Below are 13,411 nucleotides of genomic sequence, written 5' to 3'. Positions count from 1 at the left end.
AAATTTCAGTAGATCACTGATCCGGAAAACGAGGAATTGCTGGCATCTCGGGAGACCTGAGATTCAAAATCAAAACGCAATCGACCGACTGCCGCAGTGTCATAAAAATTGCGCAACTCGCGCGCCAATTCATCGTCGCCCCTGAGAAGCTCCGGGTTCTCATGAATATAGGTCCAAAGTGATTTGGTGTCGTTTTTTGTTAGAAGCTGATCGATGATGAGCAATTGTTCAAGCGATGCATCGGCGCGCGCTCCATGCGACGTCATCATCAGCAACAGCGCCGTCACTACGGCGACCAATCTTTTGTCTGGCATTGGGAACAACCCGATCGTTAACTGAAGTGTTGCTTTTCAAGGTTCTGTGTCTGCCTTTCCCGGGGCAGAAGCGGGTTGGGAAAATCACTGGTTCGTCGTTCTCCTTAGCTTTTGGATAACCTGGTTTCGTAGATTGACGGCAGGGCTGGCCGAGCGAGAGGTGCTTCGGCTTTTCTTGGGTTTCGGCTTGGCCGGCGCAGCGCCGACGCTTTCTCCCGCCAGCCACAACTCAATCAAACCGGCTGGTGTCTTCGTCTTCGCGCCGGTGAAATCTCGCAAAGTGGCGCCGGCGTCTTTCGCCAGGGCCGCTGCCTGGGCAGCATCTTGTTCGTGGTAATACCGGACATTGGATTGACTGATGCCAAAACCGACCCGTGCCGTCTTGTTCAATTCGTGGCCCGTCTGCTCAAGCTTTCTGGCGATGGCTTCAACTGTGTCTGATGAAAGGCTGCTTGGCGCGAAAAGCATGACCGCCGCGCCTTTTGCCTGCACAGAAGCGCCATGAGGGACGGGAATGGCGGCAACAGGAGTCGCCTGGTCAAACGGTTTTTCGGGCAAGGGCCGCAACCTCGCAGAGCGAACCGGAGGACCGACGGAGAAGTAAGCTGCCCTGGGTGTTTCGATGGAGGTGTCGGGAGCTTTCGCCACCGGGCCTTTCCAGGCGCTGCCGACGGACAACGCGACCTCTTGCCAGTCCGATTGTTCCAGCGCCGAAATGCTTGCGGCGATGGGGCGATCACTGTCATCCGTCAGGACGCGGGCTTTGGGTGCCAGAGCGACGTCCGCAGACATCTGTTCCAGGATCAGGAAGCTTTCGTCGCCCGAATTCAGCGAGGCCAGTTGAACTGTCACGTCGGGAAGTTGCGGCAATGCTGTGGCTTCCTTGGCCAGCCACAATATTCGATCTGCCTGCGCGGCGGTTTCTCCGCCCTGAATGATCTCTGCGCCAAGGACCTCGGCTCTCAATGGGTGGGTTGAATCGTCGGCCTCCACCCACCGCTGTATCGCGACGCCGGAAACGTCAGCCGTGATCTCGGTCGGGATCAGCGGTTTCACGGATGCCTGGATTGGGGTTACCACCGGCTTCTGGATGCTGGGCTCTTTTTGCGCGGTCAGTTCTGGGGACACCGGCAGGGTAGGCGTCAGAGAGGCCAGCGTGTTCGAACTTGTGCCCGAGCTTGGGATGGGCTGGTCTTGGGGTGGCCGTTGCGGAGCATCAACCGGCCTGGCTTCCTGTACCGCCGCGCTTTGAGTTTCATCCGTCGAAGCAGGCTGTCGTGTTGACAGTTGCGGATCTTGCGCGCCCTGTTGCGGCGGCGTTGCGGCAAGTTCGGTTTGTCCGCCGCCTTGAATACCTTCAGTTTGCTTCCATAAGTCATTGCCGGAAAACACAAAAACCGCGACCATCGAAGCGATCAACCCAACAGCGCAGCCAGTGACAAAGGTCGGAATGCTCAACCGAGACTGCGGTTCCTGCTTTTCCTGACTGCGCCGCGTTTTTCTTCGCAAGCTCAGCGCCGCAGCTGTTGCCGCCCTTATCGCGCCTTTCTCCAGCTTTTGGGGGTCCCGTCCGTTCGATTTTGCGCCATCATATCGCGTTTGGCTGGGAACGGGATCCCGCAATGGCCGACCGGATTTTTTCAGCCGAGACAGCGCGGGAAACTTGGATGGTTGGTCCTGCTCAGTGCGCGCGCGCCCCTTTCGGCTCGCCTTGGAAATTTGTGGTGCCGGTTTCCCCGTTTTTCCGGCTTTACCTGCGGGCTGCTTTTTCTCTTGGCGGACGACGCGGTCTTTACCTGCTCCGGACGAGTCGCGAACGCCACTGGCGGACTGTGACTCTGGCTTTGCAAGAACCGCTTCCCTTTGCTGTCGCGCCCGTTCCAGTCGGTCCAGCCAGTTCTGCGACTCTTCCGAAGTCTTTTGAGGTGTCGATTGGGCCGGCTGCGGGGGCTTTGGTTTGGCTTCACCGGGTTCATTGGCGGTCGCGGCACGCTGCGCCAAGCTTTTTTCACGCTGAATGCGCGCCTTTTCAAGCACGTCTTGCCATTCTTCCGATTGGCAAAAATCAAACAGATCCGACTCTTCTTTGCGGACAGAGCCGGCAACCTTGGGCCGCGGGTTCGCGCCAGAAGCCTTAGTCATGCCCTTCCCCCCGGTGGGCCGCCTTGGTTTGCGCTATATTTGCGGAGCCGCAGGCAACTCGTTTACGGTCCCACTCACTCGTATCTTATGATGATATTAGGGTGACCCTGCCAAAACAAGTGAGCAGACTTGACCTGGTGATCCAGTGTGAAGCCGGAAACTGACCGTTTTCGTTGTCGGGCGGGCCTGGCTCCCCGACGCAGAAAGGACCGGCTTATTGGACCGCGAAGGCCCCATTGCCGAAGCACGGAACTCATGACCCGGTCCCTTGCGTTTCCTGGACCTCAAACCTGACGACCGCGTCCGACGCATTGAGCAGAGGCGCGCCCAAGGATATTCTGCCCGACCCGATCAACGTCACGCTGGCGCGCAGGATCTGGAACTCGGGGGCTTGCGCCAGGCTCAAATAGCTTCCCAGGGTGCTATGGTCGCGAAACTCGACGATGCCGTTCGCGACCGAGACCGTGGCGTGCCGTCGCGAGACCCAGGGGGCATGGACGACCAGGTCACAGTCGGGGGCGCGGCCCAGAACCAGTTCGTGGCCCTCGGTCAACAACTCGGTTTGCGCCTCGTGTTTCAGATGTATTCCCGTGTGGTGACTGCTAACAGCCAGTTTTTTCATAAAATTCTCTGTTCTTCCCAGTAGATCTTCAGCAATGTGCGAGTAGACGGCCTTGCTGTCCGACGCCCCCTTGAGATGCAGAACATCCACCTTGCGTAGGGTGCCGCGCACCACCTCGCCAAGCGTTTCGTAACAATTTTCGTCAACAAGAACTTCGCGCGGCTTGGCAAGCGCGGCCAGACGCGCGGCCATGTTGACCGGACTGCCGAACAGGTCATTGGGCACCTGCAACATGGTGCCCCAGCTTATCCCGGCATGAACGTTCAGCACGCTCTCGGGTGGAACGGCAGTGGCGTTTCGGGCAACCTCGACCGCAGCATCGGCGTCCTGGAAGAACGCGAGTATGTCGTCCCCCTTGGAGTGAACGAAGGTTCCGCCCGCCTTTTCCACCATGTCGCGCATTTCATCCAGGCGCAGTTGGATTTCGCGAAACGCGCGTTGCGTGCCCTCTTGTTCATAGAGTGGTGTGCTGTTGGATATGTCCGCGATCAGCGCCGCGCCGACAACTCGCATGCGACACTCTCCACCAATTGCAAGGCTGTAGCGAAATCCGCGACAAGCTGGATACAATAGCGTTAATGTGCTAAATTTGCACACAATTGTGATCTACGCAATTGCCAAGCAGGGGGGAGGCCGAAGACCCATGCGACACGAAAAAGTCATTCAAGGCTCAATTTTACCGGCACTGGTCTTTGCGTTGGGTGGCAGCTTTGCAAGCCAGGCCATGGCACAGGACGCCAACGCATGTCCGGTCGACGGATGCATGATCGAGATCGTCTCGGTGCAGAGGGACGGCGACGAACTGACCGTAGAATTGAGCTCGAATTTCGTCCCGGACATGTCCAAGAACCATTTCCATATCTGGTGGGGCGAGCTTTACGACGTAAAGCAGGTCAGCAACAACGCCGAGACTGTTCACAACGTTTCCCAAGGTGATTGGCACCCGACGGATGCTTACCCGTCATACATCACTTCGGGCGTCACTTCCGTTTCGCAACGTGGTGAGGCCGTATCGCTTTGTGTTTCTGCGGCGGACCGGAACCATGACATCATAGACCCGGAAGAATTCACCTGCCTGGACGTTTCTGAAAACTTCTGAGACAGGAATGTCGATGGACCTGCCGGACTATGTCGGACGCTACGTCGTTCGCCGCAGAATTGCGCGCGGAGGATTTGCCGTTGTTGCACTGGCTTGGGACGAAGAGCTTGCCGCCGAGGTCGCCATCAAGATCCTGCTGTCGCAAGGTGACGAGAACGATTTCCTGAAACAACGCTTTGTCGAGGAAGCGCGCCTGCTACGGCGGATCAAGTCCTACAGCCTCGTCGGTGTGCATGACGTCGGGCGGCTTCCGGATGGAAGCCCGTACTTTGTCATGGATTACGCGGACCTGGGAACGCTCAAGGACCAATTGGAGGCCCGGCGCGACCAAGGAACGGGATTGCCGCAGCACGACCTGTTGCAACTGGTCGATGCACTGACGTCGGGGCTTTCCGCCATTCATCGCGCCGATGTCATCCACAGGGACATCAAGCCGGACAACATTCTGTACCAATCGATCGGTGCGCCGCAGGCCCAAGTAGCGGGTGGCGCAGAAGACATGACGGTGATGATGCCGAAACCTGCGGCCGAACGTTTCGGCACGGAAAGGGTGATGATCGGTGATCTGGGCATCGCGAGCGACCTTCTGGATGGAAGTCGGACCTCGCTTCTGATGGGGGGAACCCCGGCTTACATGGCGCCCGAGCAATTCGAGGCAGACGGGGGCGTCAGCCCGGCTGCCGACATCTATTCCGCCTCCGCGGTGCTCTGGTTTGCGATCACCGGGGCGCGTCCGCCCGATGCCTCGGCACTCGAAGCCGAAATCGAGCGACATGAAGAGCCATGGCGCGACTTTTTCCTTCGGGGCATGGCGGCGGACCCTGCAAAGCGGTTCGACGACATACAGGCATGGAGCAGCGCGGCGCAGGACGTGATGGCGCGCATCGCCTCCGAGATCCCCGATGCGGGCGCGGCGTGGCATGATGGGCAATCCTTGCCTTCCCCCGGAACCGACTGCCCCTACCGGGGGCTGAGCGCGTTCCAGCCCGAGGATTCCGACAGGTTCTTTGGCCGGGAGGAACTGGTCGCCGACATCCTCAGGCGCATCCAGAAGCAGAAGGTGCTGGCGGTCGGCGGCGCCTCGGGCAGCGGAAAAAGCTCGCTTGTTCGGGCCGGTCTGGTGTCGTCGCTTCGGCAGGGCAGAATACCGGGCAGCGAAGGCTGGCGGATCGAGCTTTTTACGCCGGGGCGCGATGCGCTGTCCGAATTGTACTTCCGGTTGCGGGGCAACCAGGAGAACCCAAGGGTCCACTTGGACGAATTTATCGCAAGGCCGTCAACCGCCCGGCAGGTCCTGCGGGATGCGGGTCCGGATCCGGTCTTGCTGGCCATCGACCAGTTCGAAGAGCTTTTCACGCTGAACGAGCGAGGCGTCGCGCAGGATTTCGTCGATGCGCTTGCGGCGATTACCGATCCTGCCGACAGCAAGGTTCGGGTCGTCATCACGATCCGCACGGACTTCTACCAGAACTGTGCCGCCATTCCCTGGCTGGCCGAGGCGGTCAACCGCAATCAGGTTCTTGTCGGTCCGATGACAGCCACCGATTTGAGGCGGGCGATCGTCGAACCGGCAAGGCTTTCGGGTATCTACGTCGAACAGCACCTTGTCGACGAGATCGTGGCCGAAGCGGGCAACGACGCAGGGGTGTTGCCCCTCATGTCGCATGCACTGGTCGAGACGTGGATGCGCCGCCTGGGCGCCACGTTGACCTATGAGGGATACCGCAGCAGCGGCGGCATAGCGGGTGCGATCCGGCAGACCGCGGATTCCGTGTTCGACAACGACTTTTCCGACGAGGAACGACGGGTTGCCGAACGCCTGCTTCTCAGCCTCGTCACGCCCGGCGAAGGTGGTTCGGATACGCGCCGCATCCTCGATCGTTCCGAGTTTCAGGGAGACGCCGATGCGCCGATCATGGAGCGTGTGATCCTACGCCTGACCGAGGCCCGGCTTCTGACGGTTGACGATGAGACCGTTCAAATCTCCCACGAGGCGCTTTTGCGGTCTTGGCCGCGGCTGAACCGGTGGATCGAACGGTCCCGAAGCGATTTGCGACTGCGCCTTCGCATCGTCCAGATGGCCGAGGATTGGATCGAGTCGGAGCGCGACCCCGAGCTTTTGTTGCGAGGCGCGCGCCTGGGGTACGTTCTGGAGTGGTTCGAAGGCCACAAAGACAAGACCGGCGCCAAGGAACGGGAGTTTCTTCAGGCCAGTTCCGAGGCGCAGCAAGCCGCACAGAAGGAGGCGGATTTGCGACGGGCGAAGCGGCGCCGCCTGCAGATCGCGGCGGTGACCGCGCTCGCCGTTCTGGCGGTCAGCGCCACCGGTGCGTCTTTCGTCGCCTTCAGGCAGTCCCGACAAGCGCAGGAAAACGCGGCGCTGGCGGATGCCGCGACCGTCATGGCCAACGACAGTTTCGCAAGTGCCCTGGGCGCGGCTGCGGCCGGGTACGCCACCGACGACCCCTTGCTGGCGCTGAACCTCGCGGCCCAATCGATCGCGCGGTCGCGCAGCCCTCGCACCACCTATGATGCGCGCGTCGCGCTGCTGCGTGCGCGTCAAGCCCTCGCCACAGGCAACCCCGCACCGGTCGGCGCGCCGGTACCCGCCGGAGATGCCCTTGCGATTGCCATTTCTCCGGATGCCGCCACAGTCCTGACCGGCGGCCGTGACGGGCTGATCCGCATTCTCGATGCAACTTCGCGGCGGCAATCGCGCGAGGCGCTGGACGGAGGCGTCGGTGGTGTTCAGGACGTCGCGTTTTCCACGCAGACCGAAGGTTTTGCGGCCGTGGGCGACAGCGGGCGATTGGTCTACTGGGATATCAGCGGCGGTTTCGCCGACGCCCCGCGCTTGCTGGGAGAAACGAGTGACGTTCAATGGCGTCTGGCGTTCCACCCGAGCGACCCCGTCGTCGCAACGGTAGGCGAAGACGGCCATGTCTGGATTTGGCCGCTTGACGCCGGAGCGGGTGAGGGCGGTCGAACGATTGCGGCCCGGGCCGGCGATTTCACGAGCGTATCTTTCAGCCCGGACGGCAATGTGCTTGCCGCAGGAAACGGATCCGGCGAGGTCTGGGCGTGGCGCTATCCTTCGGGCGAAGAATTGTTTTCGCCGGAGAAGACCCTGCATTCCAGCGATGTCTGGGGCCTGTCCTTCAGCCATGATGGGTCACTGCTTGCGACCGTCAGCAGCGATGGCAGTTCGGCGATAATTGAAACGGCGACCGGAGCGCCGCTTGGACGGGCCTTTCCGGCGGGAGACATGATCGGCGCCGTCGGTTTTTTGGGCGAAGGCCGGCAACTGGTCGGGGGCGACTTCGAAGGGCGCTTGCTTGTCTGGGATGCGAACGGACAGGAACTGGTCGCCCGTTCACCCTCTGGTCATACCGGCAGGATCATGGACCTTGCGCTGTCGTTTGATCAAGGGTTCGGCGCAACTCTGGGTTCGGATCAACAGGTGCGGTTCTGGTCGCTGACCCCGGCTGTTCCTCTTTCGCAGGATTTTGATGGTGCCGCGGGTGCGCTGCCGAAAGGCGTGGCGCTAGGCGCCGGACAGTTGGTCTTTGGCGACACCGAAGGTTCGGTTGCGATTTCATCCACGCAAGGGGCCGGCATTCCGGTGATGCCTGTGCATGATCACCAGATCTGGGCGGTCGCGCTCTCGCCCAGTGGCGACCGTATCGCGACCGCCGACAGAAACGGGCGCATTGTCGTTTCCGGCACGGATCTGGAGGAAGACCTGATCCGGCTGCCTGCGATTGGCGAGCCGATCTGGTCGTTGACGTTTGCGCCGGATGGAACGGAACTTCTGGCCGCAGCCGAAAGCGCGGCAGTTCTGATCGACTTGGAAACCGGACAGATCGTCAGACGTTTCCAGCCCGGAATTGGCAGCGTGACGCGGGCGGCGATGAACGGGGCCGGATCGCAGGTTGCCGTTTCGACAAGCACAGGTCAGGTTCATCTCTGGTCGCTTGCCGGCGAAACGGATCCAGTGACGTTCGCGGTGTCCGGTAACCTCGTCTGGTCCCTGTCCTTCAGCGCCGACGGAACCTTGCTTGCCGTCGCAGACAGCGACGAGATCGTGTCGATCTGGAAGCTGCCCCAAGGCGAGCGCATCGCTGAATTCACAGGTCACGTCCGCGGCGCGACCGATGTCCTGATCCTCGGAGACGGCGCCAGCGTCGTTGCAGCCGACCGCCGCGGAGGTCTGCATTTTTGGGACATCACCTATGGTAAGTCCTTGGGCCGCATTCCGGACGCCCATGCAGGCCCGATCTGGCGCCTCGCACTGCATCCGGATGGCCAAAAGTTCGCGAGTACCGGAGACGACGGCGCCGTGCGTGTTTGGGATGTCCTGAGCACGCGCTCCGCCTGCGAACACGGCGGAGAAGTTCTGGGCCCCCAAAGGCGTGCGCAATTCCTCGGGGCAATGGACGCACAAGACGCCTGTGAGGGTTTTGAAGGCGGGTAAGTTTCTGCGGTCAAGTAACAGACAATGGTCAACCCGTGATGGCCACTGGGGCGAGGAACACGGCTGCCAAAGACCCGGCTATCAGAATTGTGCGCAACAGGGGGCTTGCCTTGCCGATCAGGCCCCAACTGAGCGCGGTGAGCGCCAGACCCATCTTCCCGAAGGCAAGTGCCGCAGTGGCGGGTTCATCGGCCAGACCTATCAGCGCCGGGTTGGCCACCATGCCCAGAGGAATCACGTACAGGCCCACCCCCAGCGCCATGGCGGTTATCGCGACCTTGAGCCAGTTCTCGCCCACCATGCCGGCTGCGATGAACACCGCTCCGCAGACCGGAGGCGTGATTGTCGAGAGCAATGCGAACCAGAACACGAAGAGATGCGCCAGCAGCGGCGAAAGACCCAGTTGCGTCAGCGCCGGGCCGGCGACGGAGACGCAGATCACATAGGCCGCGGTGGTCGGAACTTCCATCCCGAGAAGCAGACAGGCGAGGGCGGTCAGAAGCAGCGACGGCCAGAGCAGGCCGCCCGATCCGGACAGGATCACCGAAGTGAGTTTCACTCCAAGCCCGGTGATGCCGAGCACGCCGATGATGATCGACGCGCAAAGGATGATTGAACCGATCATCGCGATCTGGCGTCCGGCGCCAAGCGCGGTCTCGGCGAGCCGGCGGGTGCCTTGCCGTGCGTCGAAGCCCCTTTGCCCGTCGAAGAACAGAAGTCCAGCGCCAGTGAAGGTGGCGACGCAGGCCGCGTATTGCGGCGTAAAGCCAGAAACGAACATCAGCCAGAGTAGCACCGTGAACGGCACCAGGAAGAAGGCCGATGTGACCGCCACGTCGCGGCGGGAAGGGCGCTGGTCCTTGGGCAGGCCCGGCAGCGGCTGTCGCGAAGCCCAGGCGTTGATGCCAACCCAGACCGCGAGAAAATAGAGAAACGCGGGCAAGACCGCCGCCAGCATGATCTGGGTATAGGGAACGCCGGTAAGTTCGACCATGACGAAGGCGCCGGCGCCCATCAAGGGCGGCATGATCTGCCCGCCCGAGGATGCGACCGCTTCGACCGCTGCCGACAGGCGCTTGGGATAGCCCAGCCGCGTCATGGCCGGCAGGGTCACCGCGCCCGTCGAGGCGACATTGGCCGAGGCCGAGCCCGAGATCGAGCCGAAAAGCGCCGAACTGAGCACTGAGACCTTCGCTGCGCCGCCCTTGAGGCGTCCGGCGGCGGCCGCCGCCACGTTCATGAAACCCCGTCCGGCCTCGCCGGCGTTCAGCGTCGCGCCGAAGATGACAAAGATCGCCACCACGCCGACCGATACACCGGTGAGGCTGCCCCAGAGCCCGCCTTCGGCGATGGTCAACGTCCCGAGAAAGCTGCGTAGCGGCGTGCCGGAGTGACCGAACTCACCCGGCAAGTGTTGGCCCCAGAGCCCGTAGGCGAGCATGGCCGCTGCCACCAGCGGAAGCGGCCAGCCGATCGCCCGCCGCGCTCCCTCGATCGTCAGCGCCAGAAGCGCCACGGCCATCCAGACCTGCGCCTGCGATTCAAGAAAACCGTATTGGTCGCGCAGGGCGCGATGGTTGAACGCGATCCACAGACAGCAGGCCACGCCGACAACAGTCAAGGCGAGGCCAATGGTGATCTGCACCCGACCATTGGCCGGCAACAGAAACACCCAGGGCAACAGCAGCGCCATGTGCAGCGGGCGGCTGACAAGGTTCGGCACCAGACCATAGAAGACAAGGCCCAGATGGGCTGCAATGGTCAGCAAGCCCAGGGCGACCCAGAGCGGACGGAGGGAGATTTCAGTCATGGGGAAAGCGCCCCGCCCGCTGATGGGCGGGGCCGTTGCATCATTTGTGGGCGTCGCTCAGGGGCACGCCGGCCTCTTCATAATAGCGGATCGCGCCCGGATGCAGTTCGGTCGTGATCAGTTCCAGCATGTCTGGCGTCACGGCGCCCCACCAGGGCGCGGATTCGGCCATCGCTTCACGCTGTTCCCAGAAGGTCTTGGTCAGAAGATAGGCGGTGTCGTCGGACATCTTGCTGGTGGCATAGGCTGCGACCGGCAGCGAGGTCGTCACCACGTCGCTGTCCTGGCCCGCATAGGTACCTGCCGGGATCACCAGCTTTGTGCGTTTGGTCTCGGCAACCTGGTCGTCGGTCATCGACAGGATCTTGACGCCGGTCGAGGCGGCGGCCTCGATCACGTTCGGCGCCGGGTAGGAACTGGCGGTGACGAAACCGTCGATCTGGCCGTTTTTCAGCGCCGCGACCGCGTTCGACAATTCGGCGTCGGACAACGTCACCTTGCCTTCGAGGCCGAAGAGCTGGATGTATTTCTCGCCCTCGGTGGCGCCGAACGAACCGCTGCCCAGCAGGATTGTCTTGCCCTCGAGATCGGCAATGCTCTCGACGCCACTGTCGGCGGACATCACGAAATGCATGGTCAGCGAGGGAATCGGGAATAGAGCCCGGATGTCGTTGAACGAGGGATCCGACTTGTCTTCGAACATCGCCTTGCCTTCGCGCGCAAGGCCGATCAGGGCAGGCGGGGTGGTGAAGACATAGTCGCCGCCGCGCGCGCGTACCTCCATGACGTTCTGGACCGACCCCTGGCTTTCCTCAAGCGTGACGATGGCCGCACCATCGGTTCCGGCCTTGATCGCTTCGGCCAGTTGCACGCCCATCTGATAATAGGATGTGCCCGTCTTGGCCGATTTGTAGGTGATGCGCTCTTCGGCCTGTACGGTCCCGGCAACCAGAGCCGCCGCGGCCAATGCCGCAAACCATTTCAGTTTCATTCCTCGTTCCTCCGCTGATGGTGTTCCTGTCCGCAATCAGGGCGGCCCGTTGCGCGGAAACTGTGCGACCCTAAGACCGAACCACCGCGTCGCGCAAGCGATTGCAAGCGGCCTGACGGATAAAATTGGTGGTGCTTTTCGAGGCGTAGAACCATGATCTGGTCCTGGACGAAATCCACCTCTTTGCCGGACCAACCCGTTGCCTGTTGTTCCGGTCGGAACGCTCTGATAGTGAAGCCACCTCCGGCAAGTTTTTTGCCTGTTGAAATCCCGGGAAAGACGCGAGGAAAGAGTGGCAGACACTTCTTGTTCTGACGTAGGTTTTGCCGCGATCTGCTGCGATGCGGCCAGTAGGATAACCCCGTTGGACCAACTGATCCTGCCGGTGATCCGCCACGGAACTTCGTCCGTCACAGTGTGTATTCCGGGTTTGGGGTGACAATGACCAAGACACGCTGGATAGCCGCCGACTGGGGCACGACGAACCTCCGCCTTTGGGCATTCGATCATGAAGGCCAGGTTTCGGCCGAGCGAGTGTCGGACCAGGGAATGGGACAGTTGAAGCCCGACGAATTCGAACGCGTTTTCATCGAACTGGCGGGAGATTTGTTAGGGCAGGGGCCCTGCGACGTCGTGATTTGCGGCATGGCCGGAGCTCGGCAAGGCTGGGCCGAGGCGCCTTATGCCAAGGTGCCTAGCGCTCCGATTGCGACGGATGGCCAGAAGGTAAGGACAAATGACCCGCGCCTGAACGTGTGCATCCTGCCGGGCCTGAGTCAGGCCAACCCTCCTGATGTGATGCGGGGCGAGGAAACCCAGATCGCGGGATATCTGAAACGGCATCCGGAGTTCCAGGGGTCCATCTGTTTGCCCGGTACGCATACCAAATGGGTTCGCATCGATGCTGGCAAGGTAGTTCACTTTCGTACGTTCATGACCGGAGAGCTTTTTGCGCTGCTGTCGAAGCAGTCAGTCTTGCGGCACGGCATCGGAGACGGTTGGAATTCTGATGCTTTCACTACGGCCGTGGGGGATGCGCTGTCCGCGCCGGATCAGTTGACGGCATCGCTGTTTGCTCTGCGTGCGACCGCTCTGGTCTCGGAACTCGACCCCGATGCGGCGCGGGCGCGGCTTTCCGGGTGTTTGATCGGGGCGGAACTGGCCGGCGCGCGGCCGTTTTGGCAAGGACGGAACGTGGTGCTGATCGGCGATCCGTCCTTGTGCGCGCATTATTCGACGGCACTCGGCACGCAGTCTTGCGAAACGGAATATGCCGATGCACGAACCATGACACTCGCAGGGCTCGCCGCCGCCCATGCCCGGATGACAGGAGCAGAAGAATGAGCCGCAACATCGTCGCCATTTTGCGTGGCGTCACTCCGGACGATGCCGTACCCATTGCCGATGCGCTGATCCAGGCAGGGATCGACAAGATCGAGGTGCCGCTCAATTCGCCCGATCCCTATGCCTCGATCGCACGCATGGTGGAAACATTTGGCGCCGAAGCGTTGATCGGAGCGGGGACGGTTCTGACAACCGATGAAGTGCTGCGCGTGGCAGATGCGGGCGGGCGGCTGGTGGTGTCGCCCGACACCAATCCGGCTGTCATCGCCAGCACCAAGGAAGCGGGATTGATCTCCTATCCCGGCGCCATGACGCCGACCGAGTGCTTTGCCGCACTTGCCGCGGGGGCGGACGGACTGAAACTGTTTCCCGGAAACCTGGTCGGCCCAGACGGTTTGAAGGCGATCCGAGTGGTTCTGCCGCCAGAGGTGCAGGTGCTGGCTGTCGGTGGGGCTTCTCCGGAGAACTTCGCTGACTGGATCGCGGCTGGCGCGAACGGGTTCGGCATTGGCGGCGCGCTCTATCGCCCGGGTGACGATGCGGCCACGGTCGCCAGCCGCGCCGGGCTGATCGTCGCCACATATGACGAGGTGGTGGGGTAGGGACACCGGCTGA

The 13,411-nt window shown here is 61.8% G+C and carries 9 protein-coding genes; 4 read left to right on the top strand and 5 right to left on the bottom strand.

What is annotated here, in order from left to right; genetic code table 11:
• Nucleotides 1-5: 5 nt before the first annotated feature.
• The 3 genes from FGK63_RS18155 to FGK63_RS18145 form a co-directional block, all read right to left on the bottom strand.
• Nucleotides 6-314 carry a hypothetical protein gene (locus FGK63_RS18155; RefSeq protein WP_138844943.1) on the bottom strand — a complete coding sequence of 103 codons (309 nt, stop codon included), beginning with the start codon at nucleotides 312-314 and terminating at the stop codon, nucleotides 6-8.
• A gap of 84 nt (nucleotides 315-398) precedes the next feature.
• Entirely contained in the window at nucleotides 399-2,456 is a 2,058-nt protein-coding gene (locus FGK63_RS18150; protein ID WP_138844941.1) for a hypothetical protein, read from the bottom strand.
• A gap of 253 nt (nucleotides 2,457-2,709) precedes the next feature.
• Nucleotides 2,710-3,591, bottom strand: a complete 882-nt coding sequence (locus FGK63_RS18145; protein ID WP_138844939.1) for an FHA domain-containing protein — start codon at nucleotides 3,589-3,591, stop codon at nucleotides 2,710-2,712.
• 130 nt (nucleotides 3,592-3,721) lie between these two features.
• Between FGK63_RS18145 and FGK63_RS18140 the strand changes: the two genes are divergently transcribed.
• The gene (locus tag FGK63_RS18140) at nucleotides 3,722-4,177 is read left to right on the top strand and encodes a hypothetical protein (RefSeq protein ID WP_138844937.1); all 456 of its coding nucleotides are present in this window, start codon (nucleotides 3,722-3,724) and stop codon (nucleotides 4,175-4,177) included.
• A 7-nt stretch (nucleotides 4,178-4,184) separates the two neighbouring features.
• Nucleotides 4,185-8,651 carry a WD40 repeat domain-containing serine/threonine protein kinase gene (locus FGK63_RS18135; protein ID WP_138844935.1) on the top strand — a complete coding sequence of 1,489 codons (4,467 nt, stop codon included), beginning with the start codon at nucleotides 4,185-4,187 and terminating at the stop codon, nucleotides 8,649-8,651.
• A gap of 28 nt (nucleotides 8,652-8,679) precedes the next feature.
• On the opposite strand, the gene FGK63_RS18130 is transcribed toward FGK63_RS18135, so the two are convergent.
• On the bottom strand, nucleotides 8,680-10,461 hold the full coding sequence (locus FGK63_RS18130) for a TRAP transporter permease (protein WP_138844932.1): 1,782 nt from the start codon (nucleotides 10,459-10,461) through the stop codon (nucleotides 8,680-8,682).
• Nucleotides 10,462-10,501: 40 nt separating this feature from the next.
• Nucleotides 10,502-11,452, bottom strand: coding sequence for a TAXI family TRAP transporter solute-binding subunit (locus FGK63_RS18125; protein ID WP_138844930.1), 951 nt, complete (start codon nucleotides 11,450-11,452; stop codon nucleotides 10,502-10,504).
• A gap of 441 nt (nucleotides 11,453-11,893) precedes the next feature.
• On the opposite strand from FGK63_RS18125, the gene FGK63_RS18120 reads away from it, so the two are divergent.
• Complete coding sequence (locus tag FGK63_RS18120) at nucleotides 11,894-12,796, top strand: 2-dehydro-3-deoxygalactonokinase (protein WP_138844928.1); 903 nt, start codon at nucleotides 11,894-11,896, stop codon at nucleotides 12,794-12,796.
• Entirely contained in the window at nucleotides 12,793-13,398 is a 606-nt protein-coding gene (locus FGK63_RS18115) for a 2-dehydro-3-deoxy-6-phosphogalactonate aldolase (RefSeq protein WP_138844926.1), read from the top strand. Before FGK63_RS18120 ends, FGK63_RS18115 begins: the two co-directional genes overlap by 4 nt.
• Nucleotides 13,399-13,411: the final 13 nt, after the last annotated feature.

Origin of the sequence: Ruegeria sediminis (assembly GCF_005938215.1) — a bacterium.
In the GTDB taxonomy this organism is placed as follows: Bacteria; Pseudomonadota; Alphaproteobacteria; order Rhodobacterales; family Rhodobacteraceae; genus Ruegeria; species Ruegeria sediminis.
The sequence above is the reverse complement of the archived record's forward strand: the minus strand, read 5'-3'. Positions and strand labels throughout refer to the sequence as shown.

Coding starts and splice junctions, on each gene's coding strand:
- FGK63_RS18125 (WP_138844930.1), bottom strand. CDS start 11,452: ATGAAACTGAAATGGTTTGCGGCATTGGCCGCGGCGGCTCTGGTTGCC.
- FGK63_RS18145 (WP_138844939.1), bottom strand. CDS start 3,591: ATGCGAGTTGTCGGCGCGGCGCTGATCGCGGACATATCCAACAGCACA.
- FGK63_RS18140 (WP_138844937.1), top strand. CDS start 3,722: ATGCGACACGAAAAAGTCATTCAAGGCTCAATTTTACCGGCACTGGTC.
- FGK63_RS18115 (WP_138844926.1), top strand. CDS start 12,793: ATGAGCCGCAACATCGTCGCCATTTTGCGTGGCGTCACTCCGGACGAT.
- FGK63_RS18130 (WP_138844932.1), bottom strand. CDS start 10,461: ATGACTGAAATCTCCCTCCGTCCGCTCTGGGTCGCCCTGGGCTTGCTG.
- FGK63_RS18135 (WP_138844935.1), top strand. CDS start 4,185: ATGTCGATGGACCTGCCGGACTATGTCGGACGCTACGTCGTTCGCCGC.
- FGK63_RS18120 (WP_138844928.1), top strand. CDS start 11,894: ATGACCAAGACACGCTGGATAGCCGCCGACTGGGGCACGACGAACCTC.
- FGK63_RS18155 (WP_138844943.1), bottom strand. CDS start 314: ATGCCAGACAAAAGATTGGTCGCCGTAGTGACGGCGCTGTTGCTGATG.
- FGK63_RS18150 (WP_138844941.1), bottom strand. CDS start 2,456: ATGACTAAGGCTTCTGGCGCGAACCCGCGGCCCAAGGTTGCCGGCTCT.